The 20,408-nt window shown below is 63.3% G+C and carries 17 protein-coding genes; 8 read left to right on the top strand and 9 right to left on the bottom strand.

Features of this window, described 5'->3' with window-relative positions; all coding sequences use genetic code 11:
* Window positions 1-11: 11 nt before the first annotated feature.
* A complete protein-coding gene (locus EVC45_RS11225; protein ID WP_129958061.1) occupies window positions 12-668 on the bottom strand; it encodes a TIGR00730 family Rossman fold protein in 657 nt (218 codons plus the stop codon).
* A gap of 123 nt (window positions 669-791) precedes the next feature.
* Between EVC45_RS11225 and EVC45_RS11220 the strand changes: the two genes are divergently transcribed.
* Window positions 792-1,679 carry a LysR substrate-binding domain-containing protein gene (locus EVC45_RS11220; protein WP_129958060.1) on the top strand — a complete coding sequence of 296 codons (888 nt, stop codon included), beginning with the start codon at window positions 792-794 and terminating at the stop codon, window positions 1,677-1,679.
* An 89-nt stretch (window positions 1,680-1,768) separates the two neighbouring features.
* On the opposite strand, the gene EVC45_RS11215 is transcribed toward EVC45_RS11220, so the two are convergent.
* Window positions 1,769-2,074 (bottom strand): lipocalin-like domain-containing protein, encoded by a 306-nt coding sequence (locus EVC45_RS11215; RefSeq protein ID WP_129958059.1) that lies wholly within the window; start codon window positions 2,072-2,074, stop codon window positions 1,769-1,771.
* A gap of 660 nt (window positions 2,075-2,734) precedes the next feature.
* Between EVC45_RS11215 and EVC45_RS11210 the strand changes: the two genes are divergently transcribed.
* The 4 genes from EVC45_RS11210 to EVC45_RS11195 all read left to right on the top strand — a co-directional run bounded on the left by EVC45_RS11210 (window position 2,735) and on the right by EVC45_RS11195 (window position 7,304).
* On the top strand, window positions 2,735-4,570 hold the full coding sequence (locus EVC45_RS11210; RefSeq protein ID WP_129958058.1) for a peptidase S10: 1,836 nt from the start codon (window positions 2,735-2,737) through the stop codon (window positions 4,568-4,570).
* 57 nt (window positions 4,571-4,627) lie between these two features.
* Window positions 4,628-5,020 carry a 2-oxoglutarate dehydrogenase gene (locus EVC45_RS11205; protein ID WP_168991444.1) on the top strand — a complete coding sequence of 131 codons (393 nt, stop codon included), beginning with the start codon at window positions 4,628-4,630 and terminating at the stop codon, window positions 5,018-5,020.
* 256 nt (window positions 5,021-5,276) lie between these two features.
* The gene (locus EVC45_RS11200) at window positions 5,277-6,260 is read left to right on the top strand and encodes an MBL fold metallo-hydrolase (protein WP_129958112.1); all 984 of its coding nucleotides are present in this window, start codon (window positions 5,277-5,279) and stop codon (window positions 6,258-6,260) included.
* A complete protein-coding gene (locus EVC45_RS11195; RefSeq protein WP_129958056.1) occupies window positions 6,261-7,304 on the top strand; it encodes a GTP-binding protein in 1,044 nt (347 codons plus the stop codon).
* 3 nt (window positions 7,305-7,307) lie between these two features.
* Here the strand turns inward: EVC45_RS11195 and EVC45_RS11190 are convergent, their stop codons facing one another.
* The 5 genes from EVC45_RS11190 to EVC45_RS11170 form a co-directional block, all read right to left on the bottom strand.
* The gene (locus EVC45_RS11190; protein WP_129958055.1) at window positions 7,308-7,721 is read right to left on the bottom strand and encodes a VOC family protein; all 414 of its coding nucleotides are present in this window, start codon (window positions 7,719-7,721) and stop codon (window positions 7,308-7,310) included.
* 112 nt (window positions 7,722-7,833) lie between these two features.
* Window positions 7,834-9,078: an amidohydrolase family protein gene (locus EVC45_RS11185; protein WP_129958054.1), complete on the bottom strand. Its 1,245-nt coding sequence runs from the start codon at window positions 9,076-9,078 to the stop codon at window positions 7,834-7,836.
* A 55-nt stretch (window positions 9,079-9,133) separates the two neighbouring features.
* Window positions 9,134-10,501: an MFS transporter gene (locus tag EVC45_RS11180; protein WP_129958053.1), complete on the bottom strand. Its 1,368-nt coding sequence runs from the start codon at window positions 10,499-10,501 to the stop codon at window positions 9,134-9,136.
* A gap of 176 nt (window positions 10,502-10,677) precedes the next feature.
* Complete coding sequence (locus tag EVC45_RS11175; RefSeq protein ID WP_129958052.1) at window positions 10,678-11,211, bottom strand: helix-turn-helix transcriptional regulator; 534 nt, start codon at window positions 11,209-11,211, stop codon at window positions 10,678-10,680.
* 9 nt (window positions 11,212-11,220) lie between these two features.
* Window positions 11,221-11,982, bottom strand: coding sequence for a hypothetical protein (locus EVC45_RS11170; RefSeq protein WP_248295091.1), 762 nt, complete (start codon window positions 11,980-11,982; stop codon window positions 11,221-11,223).
* Between the two features lie 641 nt (window positions 11,983-12,623).
* On the opposite strand from EVC45_RS11170, the gene EVC45_RS11165 reads away from it, so the two are divergent.
* A complete protein-coding gene (locus EVC45_RS11165) occupies window positions 12,624-14,738 on the top strand; it encodes a glycoside hydrolase family 28 protein (RefSeq protein ID WP_129958051.1) in 2,115 nt (704 codons plus the stop codon).
* Window positions 14,739-14,900: 162 nt separating this feature from the next.
* Here the strand turns inward: EVC45_RS11165 and EVC45_RS11160 are convergent, their stop codons facing one another.
* Window positions 14,901-15,974: an AI-2E family transporter gene (locus EVC45_RS11160; protein WP_129958050.1), complete on the bottom strand. Its 1,074-nt coding sequence runs from the start codon at window positions 15,972-15,974 to the stop codon at window positions 14,901-14,903.
* Between the two features lie 475 nt (window positions 15,975-16,449).
* Between EVC45_RS11160 and EVC45_RS11150 the strand changes: the two genes are divergently transcribed.
* A complete protein-coding gene (locus tag EVC45_RS11150) occupies window positions 16,450-17,763 on the top strand; it encodes a hypothetical protein (protein WP_248295090.1) in 1,314 nt (437 codons plus the stop codon).
* 43 nt (window positions 17,764-17,806) lie between these two features.
* Here EVC45_RS11150 and EVC45_RS11145 read toward each other — a convergent pair whose 3' ends face one another.
* Complete coding sequence (locus tag EVC45_RS11145; RefSeq protein ID WP_129958047.1) at window positions 17,807-18,595, bottom strand: hypothetical protein; 789 nt, start codon at window positions 18,593-18,595, stop codon at window positions 17,807-17,809.
* A 220-nt stretch (window positions 18,596-18,815) separates the two neighbouring features.
* Here EVC45_RS11145 and EVC45_RS11140 point away from each other — a divergent pair, with 220 nt between their 5' ends.
* A complete protein-coding gene (locus EVC45_RS11140) occupies window positions 18,816-20,402 on the top strand; it encodes a phospholipase D family protein (RefSeq protein ID WP_129958046.1) in 1,587 nt (528 codons plus the stop codon).
* Window positions 20,403-20,408 lie beyond the last annotated feature (6 nt).

Genomic DNA, 20,408 nt, shown 5'->3' with positions numbered 1-20,408 from the left:
TACGATTACCATCAGACTGTCGTATGACCGGTCCGATCGAGGCAGAATGGCGCGATTGGCGCGTCCGGAATCGGAACCCGTCGTTTCAAGTAGTTGACGATGCTATCTGCATCGTCAAGAATTTCGATTTCGTTGAGCTCTCCTGCACTGACCAAGCCCGCCGCTTCCAGATTTGCTCTCATCCAATCGACGAGTCCTCCCCAGAACTTTGAACCGATCAGCACGACTGGGAACGGGGCAATTTTTCCTGTTTGCTTTAGTGTCAATATTTCAAATAACTCATCCAACGTTCCCATTCCACCCGGCATGGCGATAAACGCGCTCGAGCATTTACAAAAGGCAAGTTTTCGCGTGAAGAAGTTCTCGAAAACAAGAGAAATATCTTGAAATTGAAAATCGGTCGGCTCAAAAGGGAGCGCAACGTTGAAACCGATGGTATGTGTTTTTCCCGTACGCGCACCTTGATTGGCAGCCCGCATCACTCCGGGACCTCCACCTGAAATTACGGTATAGCCCTCACGCGATAGCCCGGAAGCAATCTGATGAGTGAGTTTGAACATTTCGTGGCCAGGCTTGATGCGCGCGCTGCCGAATATGCTTATGGCAGTGCCGATGCGACCCGCAAGCTGTTCGATGCTCTCAAGCTCTCGCAAAATAGTTGCCTTCATGGACTTGCTTACTTAAGATAAAAAGGACTCTTAATGGAATAGATCAACAGTTTATCGACTTGAAACTGGACTGAGTAGCGAAATAGTTGCACAATTGGTGTGAATTTTTTTCTACCCTGAATCATGCGTATATTGCCCTCTCTTCGGGCTCTGCAATGCTTCGAAGCCGTAGCTAACTATGAGAGCTTTACCAAAGCTGCAAATGAATTATGCATAACACATAGCGCAGTCAGCCATCAGATTCGGGCGCTGGAAGCCTGGTTCGGAAAAGACATTTTCGTTCGCCACAGCGGCGGAGTTCGACTGACCAAAGAGGGCGAGCGGCTGAAGAGCGCATGCTCGGTCGCACTTGCGCTGCTCGAAGACGAATGCGTCGGCATTCGTCTTCGAGCGCCAGAGCGTAAACTCACGATTGGCTGCTCTGTCAGTTTTCTCGCTCACTGGCTTCTCCCCAGAATCGAGGAGTTCTCGAGGCGCGTGCCGGAAGTTGTACTGAATTTTCAGGCGCGAGGCGACGTTGCGGCATTGTTGGGGCGCGAAGTCGATGCCTTGATCGTCACCGATCGATTTCCGTCGTCGGCCATCAAGGCGACGTGCCTGACGACAGACATGATAGGACCGGTCTGCGCGCCCAACTGCTCGAATCTGCCGAGGTCTCCGCACGACCTCGGTGAGATGCGCCTGCTGCACGCAAGATCACGCATGAATGCGTGGAGTGAGTGGAGTCAAACTGTGGGGGTTGGCGTCGATTCGTGTTGCGGGCAGGTACTGGACAGCCTGTCATTGACTATCGAAGCGGCAAGAAACGGGGTGGGACTCGCGATCGCTCCGGAATTGTTGGTCCGGCGCGATCTCGCCGATGGCCGGCTGATTGCGCCAATGGGATTTGTGCGTGTTGAGCGGTCGACCTATCTTTACGTGCGCGCTTCAAACTCCCAGGAAGCCGATATTGAGATCTTTCGCGACTGGTTACTCGAAGAATGCCGCAAGGATCTTCCGCTCAGCGCTTAACGACGGGATCCGCTGCTAAAGCGATCGACGCAACAAGCTACACGCCTCGCGACGGCGCGGCGGGCTGTGCCGCCGGCCGCGCGGCGTCACTACGATGCGTCGACATGATGACTGACCAGGTCGCCATCAATGCTATACGTTCCAGCGTACGCACTGAGTCCGTTATAGAGTTGGATGCGCTCGGCGTCGGTTGGCAGGACACCGGTAGGTGCCTTGCGTCCTTCCTTGAGTAGGATCGCCTGCATGCGGCCGTCGGGGCCGTAGCTCAGATTACCGTCCGGGTGTGCGCCGAACAGGTCGGTCCTTTCGCCATTGGCCAGCTCTTCGGTGGTGAAGGACTGAAGCTTCCAGGTTCCCAGCAGCGCACTGTTGTCGTTACGCCGATCTCGTGCCATAGCTACCCCTTTCCGAAAACGAACGACAAAACTCCCCGACGACACTACCCGCAACCGGCGGCCTAAGCAATCGACGCCGCCCGAACGGAATTTCCACGGCCTGCCTTTTTAATCGCATTGAGAAGGTATTTTTACCGGTTAAATTTACCATTTAATTATATTTTCCAATCGCAATTAATTCCGACGAGGCGCCCACGAAAATCCGCAGTTCAGCGTCGCTATTCAATGCAATTCGGATAAGCCCCGCCGGAATTTTTCCACCCTCTTGCCGCCGCGCCCGCACCAATGCTCGATCGCACAGCCCGACTCCTCGAGAACGAGCCAAGCTTATTCCGAATCGCATAATCACCGCTTGATCCTTGACAAGACCTCATTTCACCGCCTATTTTCACTCTTGCTGTAAGCATCGGAAAGATTCAATTCTAAATTTCCCTTGAAATTTCGAGATAAATCGACAGGGAATTCCTTTGCCCATTCAATCTTCAATTTGAGAAAGCAAATAGAAATATCATTGCAAGTATTTTGAATTACTACATTGGGAAAAAGCTGTCCATGCAACCGCTGCGTGCCTTCGAGTGCGGTGCGGGTTATTCGATCTCCCACGCGCGCGACCGGCGAAAAGCGGCCTTTGTGTAGCGGTATCACTCACCAGGGAACGAGATGAAACCAGACAGAAGGAGTACCGGCGATGGCCGCGTCCGTCGTCATGGCCGGCTAGCCGCGCTAAGCGCGCTGACACTCGGAATCGTCATCCTTGCCGGATGCGGCGGAGGCGACGGAGTTTCGTCGGCGTCGGCGGTGCCGAGCAGCATGGCGCAGGTCGCCAATCAGGCGCAAGCGGCAGCCGCGCCGCAAACGCCATCCGCCAATCAGCCCTACATCGATCTCACCAGCTATTCGACGAGTGCAACGTCCGGCATCGCCGCGTCACTGGTCGCGGAGAAAGCCGCGATCATGCATTACCAATGGACGTCCGGCAGCACCACCGTCAACTACACGACGACCACCGGTCACCTAACCGCCATGGATCTGACCAGCGGCGCACCCGAAGCGACGATGTCCTACGTGGCCTACACCGCGCCGAGCACGAACGGCAAGCCGCGCCCCGTCACGTTCGTCTATAACGGCGGCCCTGGCTCGTCATCGATCTGGTTGCGTCTCGGCTCGTTCGCGCCGACGCGCGTCGCGACCACCGACCCGCTGCTGAATGGCACCAGCTGGCCGAACTACCCGCTCGTGAACAACACGGAGAGTCTGATCGACACGACCGACCTCGTGTTCATCGACCCGCCGGGCACGGGCCTCTCCGAAGCGATCCTGCCGAACACGAACCAGACCTACTGGAGCACCGATGCGGACGCGAACATCATGCGCGACTTCATCATCCGCTACCTGACCGTCAATTCGCGCAGCGGCTCGCCGATCTATCTGTACGGTGAATCGTACGGCACGCCTCGCACCGACATTCTTGCGCTCGCGCTCGAATCGGCCGGCGTGCATCTGACGGGGATCACGCTGCAGTCTTCGATCCTGAACTACTTCGCCGATGCGATCGAGGCGGTGGCGATCACGGGTTCGCCCGATCAGCTCGCGCTCGAAACCGATACGTTGAGCGGCTACATGCCGGGCTATGCCGAGGTCGCGGCGTACTACCACCAGGTATCGCCAGCGCCGACGAACCAGGCGACCTACGCGCTCCGCAGCGAGGCGTTCGTGACCGCCAACTACAACCTGTTCAAGAATTATTCGCTGTACTGGACATTGAGCCAGCTCGGCGCGCCCACTTACGCGGGACCGCCGAACTTCCCGCCGACGTGGCTCGAGAAGTTCTGGGACGCCGAATCCGGCCTCACGTTGCAGGCGATGCAGGGCTACTTCAACATCAATCCGTTCAACTACACGCTGGTGCCGGGCTCGACGATCGGCCGCTACGACGGTCGCGTGTCGCTGCCCAACTCGGACCCGCGCCTGCAGACCGATGGCGACCCGTCGGACATCCTGATCTCGCTGCCGTTCACCAATGCGTTGGCGACGCAGATGCCGGATTACCTCGGCTACACGGCACCGAATGCGGCCTACATGCCGCTGAATGACGCGATCATCGAGGTGTGGGATTTCTCGCACGGCGGCCAGCCGCTGCCCGACACGATCCCCGATCTGCTCGGCGCGCTGAAGCTGAATCCGCAACTGAAGGTGCTGGCGGAGAACGGCTATCACGATCTCGCCACGCCGTTCTTCAACACCGAGAAGCAGCTCGCGCGGCTCAAGACGGTGCAGGGTCTCAACCCGAATCTGCAGGTCAACTTCTTCCAGGGCGGTCATATGATCTATCTGGACGACGTGGCGCGCCCGCAGATGAAGACGGACCTCGCGGCATTCTACGGTGGCACGCCGATCGCGGGCGCACTCACGCTGGCGACGCTGCCGAAGCCGTGGGCTGACGAAGCGCCGGCCGCTACGCCGACGAGCGAGGCGGTCGCCGCGGCCGCGCCCTGATTGATGGTGGTTTCGCTTCGCGCGAAACCCTCCGACTACTTTTTATGGCGAGTGATCATGTCCTCAATCGATATCTTGCGACGTACGCTGGCGTTGATCGTCCTCGGTGTGGTCGTCGGCAGTGCACACGCGTTGCCGCCTCAGCCGGTGGCGCCCGTGACGCTACCCAACGGCGGACACGGCGTGGATGGTCCGTTCTTTCCTCATAACCGTGCTAACGCGGTCGCGCCAACCACCGGCTCGACGCTGCAGCAGCAGGCTCAGCAGCGCATGGAGAGCAGGCTGGGCGCGAATTCGGTGCTCAGCAACGGCTCGTCGATCACCAAGGCCCAGGCGCAAAGCAATGGGCTCGGCTATATCGCCAAACATTTTGACGAGATCGATAGCGCGCATTCGGGCCGTGTGACGTTGAACGACGTTCGGCAGTATCTGCAGCAGCATCAGCAGTGATGGCCCAATAGTTCAGTGGTCCATTGGTCCGGCATGAAGGCCGGCGGCGCGGCGCGATCGTGCGACGCGCCGTCGACCGTATACGGTCCGACGTATTTCCGATTCACGCCCCCGGTCAGTCCCCGAGCCCGCTAGAATCCACTGGTTCAAGCGCTCGCCCATGCGACGCGTTCAGGCCATCCCAACAAGAATGGCGAAAACTCAGGAGACACCGCCCATGAGCGATCAGCCGTTTGGACGCTCCCGCCGCGACTTCATGCGGCTTGCCGTGACCGCCGGCACCACCGCCGCGCTGCCGTGGATGCAGGAGGCCAACGCGCAGTCGCCGGCGAGCGCGACGCCCGCAGCAACGACCTCCGCGACGACCGGCGCCGCCACAGCCGGTCCCTCGACCAACGGCACCCAGCTGATCCTGCTCGGCACCAAAGGCGGCCCGACGCCGTCGGATCTGCGCGCGGCGCCGTCGAACGTACTGGTGGTCGATGGCCAGCCGTACGTGGTCGATTGCGGCAACGGCGTCGCGCTTCAATTGACCAAGGCGGGCATCAAGCTGCCGGGCATTCGCGACATCTTCCTCACGCATCATCATTCGGATCACAACGCCGACCTCGGCAATCTCGTGTTCCTCGCGTGGGCCACCGGTCTGCGCACGCCGGTCAATCTGTACGGGCCGCCGCGCATCACGAAGATGATCGACGACTTCGTCGACATGAACGCGATCGATCTCGACGTGCGCATGCGCGAAGAAGGCCGCCCGCCGATGCGTCCGCTGATCAACGTCCACGAGTTCGACGGGCCGCGCGTCGTGATGGAAGACGAGCGCGTGCGCGTTACGTCACTGCTGGTCGATCACTACACGATCAAGCCGGCATTCGCGTACCGCTTCGAGACGCGGGATCGCACGATCGTCTTCTCCGGCGACACGACCTACTATCCGCCGCTCGCCGACTTCGCCAGGGGCGCGGACGTACTCGTCCACGAAGTGATGTACCTGCCCGCGCTGGAAAAGTTGATGAAGACCGTCGACAACGCACCGACGCTGCTCGATCACCTGATGAAGAGCCACACCACGACCGAGCAGGTCGGCCGGATCGCCGCCGCGGCCGGCGTGAAGACGCTGGTGCTGAGCCACTTCGTGCCCGGCGGCGACCCCGCGATCACCGACGACATGTGGGCCGCCGACGCGCGCAGGCATTTCGACGGACGGATCATCGTCGGTAAAGACCTGCAGGTGATCTGAGTGACGCAGAGCCAGCTCGCGCACGCGGCCCCGATTCCCGTCACGCTGCTGACGGGGTTTCTCGGCTCGGGCAAGACCACGCTGCTCAATCGCCTGCTGCCGCAGCCGGTGCTAGGCCGTTGCGCGGTGGTCATCAACGAGCTCGGCGCGATCGGTCTCGATCATCTGTTCGTCAGCACGTCGCGCGACGAAACCGTCGCGCTGCTCGAAAACGGCTGCCTGTGCTGCGGCGTGCGCGACGAACTGGCGGCGACCGTCGCCGACCTGCTCGCGCGCCGCGAGCGGGGCGAGATTCCGGCGTTCGAGCGGATTCTGATCGAGACCACGGGGCTCGCGCGACCCGGCCCGGTGATCTCGCTGCTGCTTGGCGACGCGGCGCTCGAAGGACGAGTGCAACTCGACGGCATCGTGACGACCGTCGATGCGAAGCACGGCGCCGCGCAGCTTGAACGTCACGAGGAATCGCGTCAGCAGGTCGCGGTCGCCGACCGTCTGTTGCTGACCAAAGCCGAGCTGGCCGATGCCGCGGCGCTCGCCGAACTGAGCGCGACGCTCGACACGCTCAATCCCACGGCGACGCGCATCCCCGTGCGCAACGGCGAGCTCGACGCGCGCCAGTTGCTCGGCATCCTGACGCCGCGTACCGTGCGGCCGTGGCTGCGTGCCGCGCCCGCGCGACGCGCATCGCTGATGAGCGGCACGGCGGCCGCGCGCGCCGCCCATCCGGACATCGAAAGCTTCTGCCTCACCTACGCGCAGCCGTTGCCGATGCAGTCCTTCGAAACCGCGCTGACCGTGCTGCTCGGCTATCACGGCGAACGCATCCTGCGGGTCAAGGGAATCGGCAATTTCATCGGCGAGGCGCGGCCGATCGTGTTTCATGGCGTGCAGCAGCTACTGCACGAGCCGCTACGCCTCGACGCCTGGCCCGACGACGATCGCACGACGCGGCTCGTGTTCATCGTGCAGGGGCTTGCGCGAGCGGTGATCGAAGACACGATTGCGCACTTTCTGCGCGAGGCGGACGTGACGGCGCCTCGCTGACGCTCACTTGCCCGCTGCCGCCTGGATCATCTTCCAGCCATTGCCGGCCGGATCGCGAAAGCCCGCATCGACGCTGCCGTATCGATCCACCGGCTCCTGCGTGAATTCCACGCCGCGCGCCATCAACTGCTCGTAGCTCGCGCGACAGTCCGCAACGGACAGCACCAATGGCGGCATCGCTCCCTTCGCGACCATCGCACGCAGCGTTTGCGCGGTCGCTTCGTCGTGGACCGGCGGCCCCGGCGCGAACAGCCCCAGCTGGAAAGTCGGCTGCTCCGGGTGCTGGACCGTGAGCCAGCGGTAAGCGCCGTTGCGCACGTCCGTGTGGACGCGAAAGCCGAGCTTGTCGACGTAGAACGAAAGCGCCGCATCCTGATCGTCGACGTACAAACCGACCACATTGATACCCTGATTCATGATTCTTCCCTCCGTGATTGAGGGCTCGACTGTATCGCTGGCCACGCGGCGGCGCTTCTCCAAAACTGCGATCGTCGGGTGCGCAGGCAAAACGGATGGATGATTCGCAGGCTCAATGCAATTCGTTGAATTCGACGCGGCCGCCCTTCATCACCAGCGGGATGTGCTCGCCCTGGCCCGTCAGGCAGCTCAGGTCGCGCAACGGATCGCCGTCGACCACCAGCACGTCGGCATAGGCGCCCGGGGTGAGGCGCCCCAGCTTACCCGTCATGCCGAGAATTTCGGCGCCGATGGTGGTGGCGCTGCCGATGATCTCGGCGGGACTCAGCACTTGCGCGCGGATCGCGAACTCGTCGCTTTGCATCCGGTGGCCCGGGCCGAGCAGATCGGAGCCGAAGCCCATCTTGACCCCGGCGCGCCTGAAAATCTCCAGCGACTTCAAGCCGGCTTCACGCACGGTGTCGATCTTGGCCGCGCTCTCGGCCGACAAGCCATAGCGCACGCCTTCGAGATGCAAGGCCTCGTAGGCTACCAGCGTGGGTACCACGTACGCGCCGCACTCGGCCATCAGATCGGCGGTCGGCGCATCGATCAGGTTGCCGTGCTCGATGGTGCGCACGCCGCAGCGCACCGCGCGTCGCATCGATTCAGCCGTGTAGGCGTGCGCCATCACGTAGGTGCCGCGTGCCTCGGCTTCGGCGACGACCGCGCGGATCTCGTCCTCCGAATAGCCGAGCGCGCCGATCGGGTCGGTCGGCGACGCGACGCCGCCGGAGGCCATGATCTTGATCTGGTCGGCGCCCATCTGCAGTTCTTCGCGCACGGCGCGGCGCAACGCGTCGACGCCGTCGACGACCCGGCTCAACGCACCGACTCGCACGCAGCAGTTGCAAGGCGCGTCGCCGGGCATGAAGTCCGTGCGCGCGCGGCCGTCGCCGTGGCCGCCGGTCTGGCTCAGCGCGCGTCCGGCGACGAACAGGCGCGGCCCTTGCGCGAGGCCCATTTCGACCGATTGCTTGAGCGCGAAGCCGGCGCCGCCCGCGTCGCGAACCGTGGTGAAGCCGCGCCGCAGGATGCCGCGCATGATCGGCAGCGCCTTCAGGGTGACGAATACGTTGGGCATGTTCACCTGGCTCGGCAAATCGAATTGCGTCGCGACCATATGCGCATGCAAGTCGATCAGGCCCGGCATGATGGTCTTGCCGTTCAGACCGATCACCTGTGCGTCGGGCGCATCGATCGGCTGCGGCGATACTTCCTTGATAGTGTCGCCTTCAACCAGCAGGTTGTAGCCCGGCTGCAATGCATGATGCAGCGGATCGAGCAAAGCGCCGTTCTTGAACAGAATGCGGTCCATATGTGGTTCCTCGGGTTGCAGGGTGCGAGCGCGCGATGCGCCGGCTGTGCACGCTTCAGCGGTTCAGGCGCATCGCGGCAATTTCTTCGAGCGACCGGCCGCGGGTGGACACGCCCATGATCAGAACGGCCAGCGCACCGATGATCAGCACCAGCGTCGTGCCGCCGAAAACCCCGCCGAAGCCGAGGCGTGGATACAGAAAGCCGACCAGAATCGGCGCGGCGATCGCGCCGAGGCGTCCGATCGCCGAAGAGACGCCCATGCCGGTCGCGCGCACTTCGGTGGGAAACACTTCGGGCGTGTACGCATAGACGCCGGCATAGGTCCCGTTCATGAAGAACGACAGCAAAAAGCCCGACGTCAGAATTTCAGCATCGCTGTGCGTGAGCGCGAGCCCCAGCGCGGAGAACCCGCCCAGCGCCATGTACGTGACGATGGTCGCGCGCCGGCCGATCTTTTCATTGAGCCACGCGCCCGAGAAGTAGCCGGGAATCTGCGCGAGGTACATGACCAGCGAATACGAAAAGCTGCGCGTGATCGTCATGCCGCTTTGCACCAGCAGACCGGGGATCCACGTGAAGAACGCGTAGTAACTGAACGTGATCGACAGCCACATCAGCCAGGCCATCGCGGTGATGCCGGCCAACTGGCGCGACCACAGCGCCCTGAGTTTGGCGAATGGCGAGCCGCTCGCGACCGGGGGCGGAGCGCTCGACGCGAGCGCCTGCTCCGGCAGCAGCGGCAAGCCCGCGGCGCGCACCACCTCCTCCATCCGGTCGACGATCACCGAGGCTTCGGCGGTTCTGCCGCGGCTGTCGAGCCAGCGCGGTGATTCGGGCAAGGCACGCCGCCACCACAGCAGCATGACGATCGGCAGCGCGGTGATCACCGAGACGACACGCCAGGCTTCGGGCGCCAGCGGGATGACCAGGTAACCGAGTATCGCGGCGAACACGAAGCCGAACGAGAAGAACGCCGCCAGACTGCCGGTGAAGGTGCCGCGATACTTGCGCGCGCAGAACTCCGACAGAAACGGCGCGACGATTGCGCTTTCAGCACCGGTGCCGACCCCGGCGACGATGCGCGTCGCCATGAAGAAAGGCCAGTCCTGCGCGGTGGCGCTGATCAGCGACGCGACGCAGTAGATGATCAGCGCCCACACCATGACTTTGCGCCGGCCGATCACGTCGCCGAGGATGCCGGCGAGCGCGGCGCCGAAGAAGTAGCCAATGAAGGTGCCGCTGCCGAGCACGCCGGTCTGCACGCTGCTCAGATGCCACTGGTTGCGCAGCACCGGCAGCATGAACGCCAGCACCGCGGCATCCATCGCATCGAAGACGTAGCCGAGTCCTCCCAGCCAGAGCAGTTTGCGATGAAAGCTCGAATACGGCAGGCGTTCTATACGCTGGGGGATCGTCGGCATGGCTTGCTTCCAGAAAGGGTGGCGCCGGGCATGGTCGATCGAGTATAGGAAGTCGAAATGGGGGGGTCTTGGTCGGAAACCGCATCGAACATGCGGATTCCGGCATCACGGCGGGTCGAGCGCGAGCGCAGCGTCGCGATCGTCGACGCACCGGCCGATCAGGTTGACGCCCTGATTCACGACTCCTCGCTGGTCGGCGGCTCGATGGGGTCGCTGGCCACGCGGCGGCGCTTCTCCAGCACCGCGATCGTCAGGTCCGGGCGTTGCGCGGCCTTCAGCACGCAGGCGGGCACGCGATCGAGCTCGGCGGGGTTGGCGCGTGCCTGCACACGCATCTCGCTCGGGCTCAAGCCGGTGATGTCGCGAAAGACGCGGCCGAAGGTGCCGAGGCTTTCCCAGCCGGTCGCGAACGCGATGTCCGTGATGCCGAGGTCGGTGTCGCGCAGCAGCGTGGCAGCCTGCTCGATGCGCCGGGTCAACAGGTAGCGGTGTGGCGGCACGCCGAAGGCCCGCTTGAACGAACGCGCGAAGTGCGCTTCCGACACGCCGCTGACTTCAGCCAGGCGCCGCACCGGCCAGGCTTCGTGCGACGCGGCATCGATGCGGTCTTTCGCACGTAGCAGGCGACGCAGCAGCGCCGGGTCTTCGAGTACGTCGGCGCCGTGCGAAGCCGGCAGCGGCGGGACTTCAGGGTCGTGTGAATTGGTCATATGCTCGCGTTAGAACCGATCCCCGATGCCGCCGAGAATCACGTCGGTATCGCGGCTATAGCGCGTCATCACGCGATTCCACGTGACGCGCGCCGACCAGCGCCGTGTCATTCGATACGACGCCGCGATCGACAGGAGTCCGGACAAGATGCCGTCGCCGCTGTCGCGCATGTCGTTCGCGTCGCCGTGATGAATCGCCGCGTACGCGCCGGCGCCGATGCCGAGCGCGAAGCGCTGATCGAAGAACGCACGGGTGAGCCACAGTTGCGCGGTCGCGCCGTCCCGGCGCGCGGACAGCCCGTTGCCTTCGTGCAGATAGCCGAACGTCGCGTCGAGATACGGCGTCAGGCCGCGCCGGTATTCGATCGCCTCCGCGACCGACGTCTGCGATTCGAGTCTGTTCAGAATCGTCGCGCCGGCCACCAGCGTGATTTCGTTTCTGGTCACCTTGTTCGTGCGCGGCAGCGCGAAGTCGCGCGGGCCCGGCGTGTCGGGCGCGTCGAGCTGATAGCCGACGCCGAGCATGATCGCGGTGGTCGATTCGCCATTCGTCACCTGTACGTGATTGACCTGCAGATGCGCGGTCCAGCGCGGCGTCGAGTACCACGTGGCCCGCGCGCTATAGACGACACCCCAGCCGTGCGTATTCGAATAACCCTCGCCCTGCCCGGTCGCTTCGGTATCGAAGTAGCGATACGGACCGACGCCGACCGCGAACACCAATCTGCGGCCACTCGCGCTGGCCGCCACAACCTGAGGCCATTGTTGCATGGCTTTGCGTGAAGCTCGCGTCGAAAGCGGCACGGAAGTTTTTTCGATTTATTTAAAGAGATGGCAGCGGCGCCGTGGACTCGCTTTCGTCCGGCTGAGCGTGGGAAGTGCCGGAAATCTCGTCCGCGCGGGCCTCGCCCTGCTCGACTCATCTTGGGATCCAACCCCTTTTGTTATACGTTGTCATATAACTAGCTCTTGCGATAGCTATCTGGGGGACAAGAGCAATGGCAGCTCATCACCTCCGATAGCCCTGTAAATCCAGGAACATTAAATTGTCACAATGTAAGTTCGGGTAAGTACTGCATGTACGTAGACGCAACCTTCGCCTACCATTCATATGTCGTCGTATAACTAATACGGCACGACCCGCATATTGCCGCACCCCTCGCCTCGTACCAAACCAATTCAGGCTGATCGATAGATGCCCCTCCGAGCGACGCTTCACCAGCACGCCCCGCCGCACCTTCACGCGCCGCCGCAAAGGCGCGCCCCGGTGCGCGATGCGCGGAGTCGCGTGGCCTGCGGCGGCGTCGAGGCCCCACCCCGTCAAGAATAAAAACAACCAACCATCGAGACCCGTCTCGCCGTTCCGGAACACGTCCAAGTACTCAGTATTCTTTAATAAAAAGGATGACCCCATGCTCTACAGAGTCACCGTCATAACCTGCCTGACCGCGCTGCTCGCAGCCTGCGGCAGCGGCGACAATGCGCCGCCCGCGTCGAGCACCAGCAGCACCGCGGCGCCGGTATCGGCCGCGCCTTCCAACTTCCAGGTCGGCACCACGACCAGCGACGCCGATCTGCCCGCGGCTCCGCAACTGCCTACCGCCGCTCAGGTCTGCAGCACCCTCGAAGCCAGCAACAACCTCGTGAGTCAGCCGAGCGGCGCACTGGGACCTGAAGCCGACAACGGCACTACGTCGGCGATCCTGAATCCGGACCAGGCGCGCATCCAGGCCGCGCTCGACGCCTGCGGCGCCGCTGTGGACGCCGAGGTCGGCGCCAAGATCTACGCGGCTGACGCTGCGGCAGTCGCGTCGCAAACCGCGGCCGCCGTGCCGAACGTCAACATCAAGGGCGCGTCGGCGCAAACGCTCGCGGGCTCGCAGTATCGTGCGACGAAGTTCGCGGTGCGCCTCGTCGTCTCGAGCACCGGCGCGGGCAACGCGTTCATCACGGGTCCGCTGACGCTGCCCTCGGGCGTCACGCTGTGGATCGACAACGGCGTGACCGTCTACGCGACGCGTGACGTGATGGCCTATTCGCCGAACCCGGCCGGACCGTACTGCGCGAACACAGCCGTCAGTTCGACCAAGGCGGGCAGCTCGGGCAATTGCACGGCGCTGATCACCGGCCAATACCTCGTCAACTCGGCGGTGGTCGGCGGCGGCACGATCGATAGTCGTGCGGCATCGGAAATCGTCAGCTCGAACAGCCTCTACCCGCTGATGCGCGTCGACCTGAGCTGCACCAACACGTACGTCGCGTATAAGGCGGGGACTCAAGCCGCGGACGGAACTGCTTGCGACGACGGCGGCACCTTCGTGAACTCGAAGGCTTCCGCGCGTCACATGACGTGGTGGGATCTCGCGTGGCTCGGCAACATGGTCGAAAACGGCACGACCGGCGTCGGCTCGCAGTCGAACTTCCGCATGATGGTGTTCAACTACGCGAAGAACCTGACGCTGTTCGGCATCACGCTGAACAACAGCGCGAACTTCCACGTGGTACCGAGCGGTGTGGACGGCCTCACGGTGTGGAACGTCAAGGTGCAGACGCCGTCGGCATCGGCATCGGCGAACCCGGCTGGTAACGGCAACCCGAACTACCTGGGCATGGTGCCGACCGTCGATACCGCGAAGAACACCGACGCGTTCGACCCGGGTTCGGCTTCGAAGACGGCCACGCAAGCGCTGTCGACCGGCAGCACCACGACTTCGTCGGCCGGCAAGATCGCGTTCGACGGCTACCTGAAGAACGTCGTGTTCGCCTACAACTACATCAGCACCGGCGACGACGACATTGCGATCAAGGGTTCGAACAACCCGAGCCCGGCGGGTTCGGGCCTGTACGGCATCGACGGCAATCGCGACGTCGCGACCGATCGCAAGTATGGTTTTGTCATTGCGCACAACCATATCTACGCGGGCCACGGCGTGTCGGTCGGCAGCGAAACCAATGCGGGCGTGACGAACGTGCAGGTGTACGACAACTCGTTCGATGGCTCCGAGCAGGCGCTGCGCATCAAGTCCGACTGGGCGCGCGGCGGTCTCGTGACGAACATCAACTACAACGACATCTGTATCCGCAATAGCGGCCAGGCGCTGTTGTTCACGCCGTACTACAGCACGAAGGCACTGCCGAATCCGACTTCGCCGCTCTATCCGGACTTCCATGCCATCACGCTGTCGAACATCCACATCATCGGTACTACGTCTGCGATCTTCGAGGGCTTCGAGGCGAACTCGGGCGGCATCGCGCACGCGCAGATTCCGCTCGGCATGACGCTCACCAACGTGCTGGCCGACTCGCCGGAGAACGTCGCGGTCACCACATCGGATGCGAATCTGACGCTCGACAACGTGAACCTGCCGATCTTCCCATCGACCGCGAACCGTGTCGTCCTGAACGGCTCCGCGTCGCAGTCGCTGTCGACCAAGAAAGCGGTCGATTGCAGCGCCGCGTACGTCGACTTCCCGGCAATCGGCGATTCGTCGACGACCGGCCAGACGTGGGCGGGTTCTTCGCAGTAAGCAGTAAGCTGGCAACGGCGTGCGGCGGCGCTAAGCCGCACGCCTTGAGGTAGACGTGTTTCATTCGACGGCCCGCGCGGACTATTCCGCGCGGGCCGTTTTCATTTCTTGCGCTGGGTGGACGACACGCTCGTCACGGCGGACGCTACCGTGGCGGCCGCTTCACGCGGTCTGCTCGGTCTTGCCGTAAGTGAGCCGGCCGTTTTTCGACAGCAGCACCGCAACCGGCCGCGTCATTTCGAACTCGGAGAAAATGATCGTCATGCTGGCGGTGATCGGCACCGCGAGAAAGGCGCCGGGCACGCCCCACAACGCCGACCACACCGCCATGCTCGCGAGAATCGCGAACGGGCTCAGGTTCAGGGAGTTGCCCGTCAGATACGGATCGAGAATATTGCCGATCACGAAGTGAATCGCGGTCAGCGACAACAGCACGACGAGGAACGAATTCAGGTCGCCGAATTGCAACACCGACATCAGCACCGGGAACACGATCGCGAGCACCGAGCCGATATAGGGCACGTAGTTGAGCAGCGCGGTCAGGATCGCCCACAGCCCGGCGAACTCGAGGCCGACGCTGCGCATCGCGAGCCAGCAGATCCCACCGAGCAGCACGCCGAGAAACGTCTTCAGCGCGAGGTAAGCGCCAATGCGCCGGTTGATGTCGGTGACCACGCCGCGGATGCGTGCCGCGTTGGTCGAATCAGCCGTCATGTTCGTCAGCTTGTCGCCGAAGGTCCGACGCTCGACCAGCAGGAAACTCGCATACAGCACGATCACGAAGAGATCGATGATCACCGACGACAGCGACGTCAGCATGCCGGTCACCATCGCCTGAATGTTCAACTGCGCGAGTATGTTCCGCCGCAGCGACTCCCAGGTCGGCTCGCTTTCGAGGTGCAGCAGCGTCGAGATCTTGTGGATCATCAGCAGGACCGAGTCCTGGTAGCGCGGTGCGAGCGCGACGAGCGCGTCGTAGTTCGCGACGAGCATGTCGACCGCGAAGAAGATCGCGGCGCCGATCAGGAACATCGACAGTCCGTAGCGCAACTGCACCGGCAGCCGCGGACCGATCACCGGGATACGTTGCAGCAGCCGCGTGAAGTCGACCACCACGTATACCGCGATCGCGCCGAACACGATCGGCACGAAAACTGCGCGCCCTATAAATAGCACCCAGCCCACAATCAGCAGCAGCACCACTACGCATACGGACGCTTGCAATCTGTCGGTCATTGGTCAAAGCTCCATGAATCCGCAAACAGGTGCGCCGCAGAGCCACTCGAGGCTCACCCGAGGTCAGGCGACGGCCGCGCACGCGCCCGCCGTACGACCGCTTGCAGAGCGGGTCGCGCGATGGACAGCACCGATCTTCGCACAGAACGATGACAGCTCACATAAAAAGCGCGCCAGATCGTTTCGTCGGCAAACTCGGAAAACTGGCGGGCTCACACCTCGAAATGCGCCAGCAGAATGTCGCGAATCGTTGTGATGCGCCGGATTCGCTCGTGAAACCCATCTGCTACGCTGGGCTAATTGGTTTCAATACCCTGACGTGATCCGACGCGAGCGCCCGCGCCACGCGGTGGCAGCGCTTGCCCAAATCCACGCAGTGAAGCCCGCGCCGCGCGTGGCGGTGCGATGTCCGCACGATGTCTGTGCGTGATGTCCGCTGCACGCATCCCTCTCACTTCACGGTATGGAGAACGAGATGCTGCAACGGCTGGGGTCGCGATTCGTCGCAATGGGTCTGATGTTGACAGTCGCCGCTTGTGGCGGTGGTGGTGGCGGTAGCGGCGCGGACCCGGGCAGCACCGGCGCGAACGGCGCGGCCGGTGCGACCACGCCCGCATCGAGTTCGACCCCCGCATCGAGTCCGGCTCCCGCGTCGAGTTCGACGCCGGCATCGAGTCCGGCCCCGGCATCGAGTCCGGCCCCGGCTTCGAGCCCGTCGGGCGCATCCGACGCGAGCGGCACGACGCCGAAGCTCGCCGCCGCGACGCCGATCCTCGACGGCACGACACTCGGCGCCGCCATCTGGCCCGCGGGCGTCACGGCAGCGGGCGGAAGCGGTCAGGCCGTCGGCGGATTGAACTGCGCGTTGCGCAGCACCGCGTACACGTATGCGCATGTGTCGATCTACCAGAACGGGCAGCTACTGACGCTGCCGCCCAACATCGGCATGGTCGAGCCGACCATGGCCAGGCCGACGGGCTGCGCGTATCCGGTGCACACGGTCGATTCGAGCGGCAAGATTCATATGGACGCGACGACCGGCGCGACCTATACGCTCGGCCAGTTCTTCTCGATCTGGGGCGAGCCGCTGAGCGCGTCGAACATTGCGGGGCTGACGGGCGCGCCGATCGCGATCTACGTGAACGACGGCGGCACGCTCACGCAATACACGGGCGCGCCCGCGAGCCTCGTGCTGAAGCCTCACGACGAAATCACCATCATGGTCGGCACGCCAGTCACGCAAGTGCCCACCTACACGTGGACCAATCCGCCGCCGTTCGACCCGAACCCGATCTCGCTCGTCTACGGAGGCGTCGTCGGCTCGTCGTCCTGGCCGAACGGCACCACCTCGGCGGGCGGCACCGGCACGCCGGTCGATGGCCTGACCTGCGCACCGAACATGAGCGTGCTGTATCACGTGCACGCGCACCTCGCGATCATCAAGGACGGCCAGTGGCTCGCATTGCCGGCGCAGGTCGGCATCCTGTCGCAATGCACGTATGAGATGCATACGCACGACAACACCGGCATCATCCATATCGAGGCGCCGAGCGAGAAGACCTACACGCTCGGCGACTTCTTCGATATCTGGGGCGAGCCGCTGACCAACACGAACGTCGCGGGCATCATGGGCAACGTGGTCGCGTATATCAACGACAACGGCGATTCGCGCCGCTATATGGGCGACCTGCGCAGTATCGAGTTGACGTCGCTGCGCGACATCACGCTGCAGATCGGCACGCCGCCGGTAAGCACATTGGCGACGTATTCGTGGTACGAACCGCAGTGAGGTCTGCAGGAAGCCACGCCAGTTGGTTCGCCGTGGCGTGGCTTCAGCGCGACGTACCCGAATGCCCGATCCCGCCCGGCCGCCGCGGCACGATGCCCACGGCGGAGCGCGGCGTCGCGTTCGCGACCAGAATCATCGACGCGCCGGCGAGACCGCTCGACACATGCTTCAACGCATGGCCGGCGATCACGTGATGCGTGAGCTCCCAGATCTGCCAATCGAGGCTTTCGAAAATCTTCGCCACCCCGTAGAAGACGATCACGAGCGTCCATGCGATCACGCCGTCCACCTTGCGCGTGAGCGTCATGCCGACGATCAGCATGAGCCCGCCGAACTGCAGAATCGCATACGGCCACAGGCTGTTGAACACGAGCCAGTAGCCGACGGTGGCGGGCGACACGACCACGATGATCAGCATCTGCGCCCAGCCGACGCGCTGTCCGCTCCACGCCGTCCATAACATCGCGAGAATGCCGGCGAACACGATCGTCATCGGCAGGCGATCCCAGACTAGCGTCGCATCGTTCGGCGTCATGTGATAGTAAGCCGAGCCGAACGCGGTGAAGAGCAGGCCGAACGCCGCCACGACCATGCCGGGGAATTGCGCCGGCTGGTTCGACGCATGCCGCCCGACCCAACGCAGACTGAGCAAGCCCGCGATCAGAATGACGAGGTTCGACAGCACGTCCGCTGCATTGTGCAGCGGCCCCAGCGAGCGTTGATCGGCGAAGTGGTGATAGGAAGCGGGCTGCGCGAGCGGCCATATCATTTGCAGCGCGCTGCCCACCACGAAAAGCAGCACGCTAGCAAGCAGCAGGCGGGAGATCTTCACGTTGCTCGACTCCAGAGTGGGCGAAACGCTCGAACGCACCGATGCGCGGCCGGCCTGGCCCGGTTCGAATTCACGCAGCCTGCCCGTATCATCGGACAAAGCGCTTTGTGCAACAAGAGCGTCGGGCGGCGCACCGATAAGCATGCGCTCATAGTATTCTTCTCAACCAATGCAAGCTGCGTGCAAGAATGCCCGCGCCCCAAAGGAAGACCTGGACTCCATGCAAGCGCAGACACACCACCCGCTGTTGCCGCATCGTCGATGGAGGGGCGCGCTCTGCGCGCTGCTGTGCGCTGGCCTGCTTGCCGGCTGCGCGGGGTTGCCGTCGCTCGAGGATCGCACGGAGTCGCAAGCGTTGTCGCCCGCGGTGGCGGCCACCACGGATCTCGGTCGCGCAGTCGCGCCCGAGCTCGCCGCGCACCCGGGGCTGGCGGGCATCTATCCGTTGGCGGATGCGCATGCCGCGTTTGCCGCGCGCATGGACCTGATCCGTTCCGCGCAACGCACGCTCGACATCCAGTACTACATCTGGCGCGGCGACCTGACCGGCACGCTGCTGCTCGAACAGATCCATGAAGCGGCGGACCGGGGCGTGCGGGTGCGCCTGCTGCTCGACGATCTCGGTATCGCCACCGCGCTCGACCCGACACTCTCTGCGCTCAACTCGCATCCGAACATCGAGGTGCGGCTGTTCAACCCGTTCGTCGTGCGCAGCCCGAAGTTCCTCGGCTTCGTGACCGACTTTCCGCGCGCCAACCGGCGCATGCACAACAAGTCCCTGACCGCCGACGCCACCGCGACGATCCTCGGCGGCCGCAACATCGGCGACGAGTACTTCGATGCCACCGACGGCGTCGTCTTCGCCGACCTCGACGTCCTCGCGATCGGACCGGCCGCGGCCGACGTGTCGCGCGACTTCGACCGCTATTGGGCAAGCGCGTCGGCGTATCCGGTCGAGAAGATCCTGCCGCATGAGAGCGTCGATGAGCTGGCCGCGCTGGAGCGTGATGCGCAGTCGATCGAGCAGGATCCTGCCGCCGCGGAGTATAAGGAAGCGCTGCGCGGTCCGCGCGTCGTGCAGAGCCTGCTCGACGACAAGCTGCCGCTCGACTGGGCCAAAACGAAGATGATCAGCGACGACCCCGCGAAAGGTCTGAACGACGCCCCGCCGGAAGCGCTGATTTCCCACCAGCTACGCGAAGTGATGGGCCAGCCGACCAAGTCGCTCGATCTCGTATCGCCGTACTTCGTGCCGGCGGGCACGGGCACGCAGTATCTGAGCGGGCTCGCCGCCCAAGGCGTCGATGTGCGCGTGCTGACGAACGCGCTCGAAGCGACCGATGTCGCCGCCGTGCACTCGGGCTATATGAGGCGGCGCGTCGAATTGCTGCAAAACGGCGTGCATCTGTATGAATTAAGGCGCGTGGCGGGCGTCACCTACAAGAAAGAACAGTCCCCGGGGCCGTTCGGCAGCTCCGGGTCGAGCTTGCATGCGAAGACTTTCATCGTGGATTCCGAGCGGGTCTTCGTCGGTTCGTTCAACTTCGATCCGCGTTCCGCGCATCTGAATACCGAGCTGGGCCTCGTGATCGACAGCCCCGAGCTCGCGACGCGGGTCGATCGCAAGTTTCTCGCGCTGCTGCCGAAAGTCGCGTATTCAGTGCATCTCGACGAAAACGGCAAGCTGTACTGGATCGAAACCAACGGCGACGTCGAAACCCGTTACAACACCGAACCGAATACGACGTGGTACGCACGCCTCGGCGTGTGGATGCTGTCGATTATGCCAATTGAGTCGTTGCTGTAGGCGGCA

Source organism: Paraburkholderia sp. UYCP14C, from assembly GCF_004197395.1.
In the GTDB taxonomy this organism is placed as follows: Bacteria; Pseudomonadota; Gammaproteobacteria; order Burkholderiales; family Burkholderiaceae; genus Paraburkholderia.
This window is presented reverse-complemented; position numbering and strand designations above follow the sequence as displayed.

Bases quoted from the DNA above. Each gene is read 5' to 3' on its own strand.
- EVC45_RS11225 (WP_129958061.1), bottom strand. From the start codon at position 668: ATGAAGGCAACTATTTTGCGAGAGCTTGAGAGCATCGAACAGCTTGCG.
- EVC45_RS11220 (WP_129958060.1), top strand. From the start codon at position 792: ATGCGTATATTGCCCTCTCTTCGGGCTCTGCAATGCTTCGAAGCCGTA.
- EVC45_RS11215 (WP_129958059.1), bottom strand. From the start codon at position 2,074: ATGGCACGAGATCGGCGTAACGACAACAGTGCGCTGCTGGGAACCTGG.
- EVC45_RS11210 (WP_129958058.1), top strand. From the start codon at position 2,735: ATGAAACCAGACAGAAGGAGTACCGGCGATGGCCGCGTCCGTCGTCAT.
- EVC45_RS11205 (WP_168991444.1), top strand. From the start codon at position 4,628: ATGTCCTCAATCGATATCTTGCGACGTACGCTGGCGTTGATCGTCCTC.
- EVC45_RS11200 (WP_129958112.1), top strand. From the start codon at position 5,277: ATGCGGCTTGCCGTGACCGCCGGCACCACCGCCGCGCTGCCGTGGATG.
- EVC45_RS11190 (WP_129958055.1), bottom strand. From the start codon at position 7,721: ATGAATCAGGGTATCAATGTGGTCGGTTTGTACGTCGACGATCAGGAT.
- EVC45_RS11185 (WP_129958054.1), bottom strand. From the start codon at position 9,078: ATGGACCGCATTCTGTTCAAGAACGGCGCTTTGCTCGATCCGCTGCAT.
- EVC45_RS11180 (WP_129958053.1), bottom strand. From the start codon at position 10,501: ATGCCGACGATCCCCCAGCGTATAGAACGCCTGCCGTATTCGAGCTTT.
- EVC45_RS11175 (WP_129958052.1), bottom strand. From the start codon at position 11,211: ATGACCAATTCACACGACCCTGAAGTCCCGCCGCTGCCGGCTTCGCAC.
- EVC45_RS11170 (WP_248295091.1), bottom strand. From the start codon at position 11,982: ATGCAACAATGGCCTCAGGTTGTGGCGGCCAGCGCGAGTGGCCGCAGA.
- EVC45_RS11165 (WP_129958051.1), top strand. From the start codon at position 12,624: ATGCTCTACAGAGTCACCGTCATAACCTGCCTGACCGCGCTGCTCGCA.
- EVC45_RS11160 (WP_129958050.1), bottom strand. From the start codon at position 15,974: ATGACCGACAGATTGCAAGCGTCCGTATGCGTAGTGGTGCTGCTGCTG.
- EVC45_RS11150 (WP_248295090.1), top strand. From the start codon at position 16,450: ATGCTGCAACGGCTGGGGTCGCGATTCGTCGCAATGGGTCTGATGTTG.
- EVC45_RS11140 (WP_129958046.1), top strand. From the start codon at position 18,816: ATGCAAGCGCAGACACACCACCCGCTGTTGCCGCATCGTCGATGGAGG.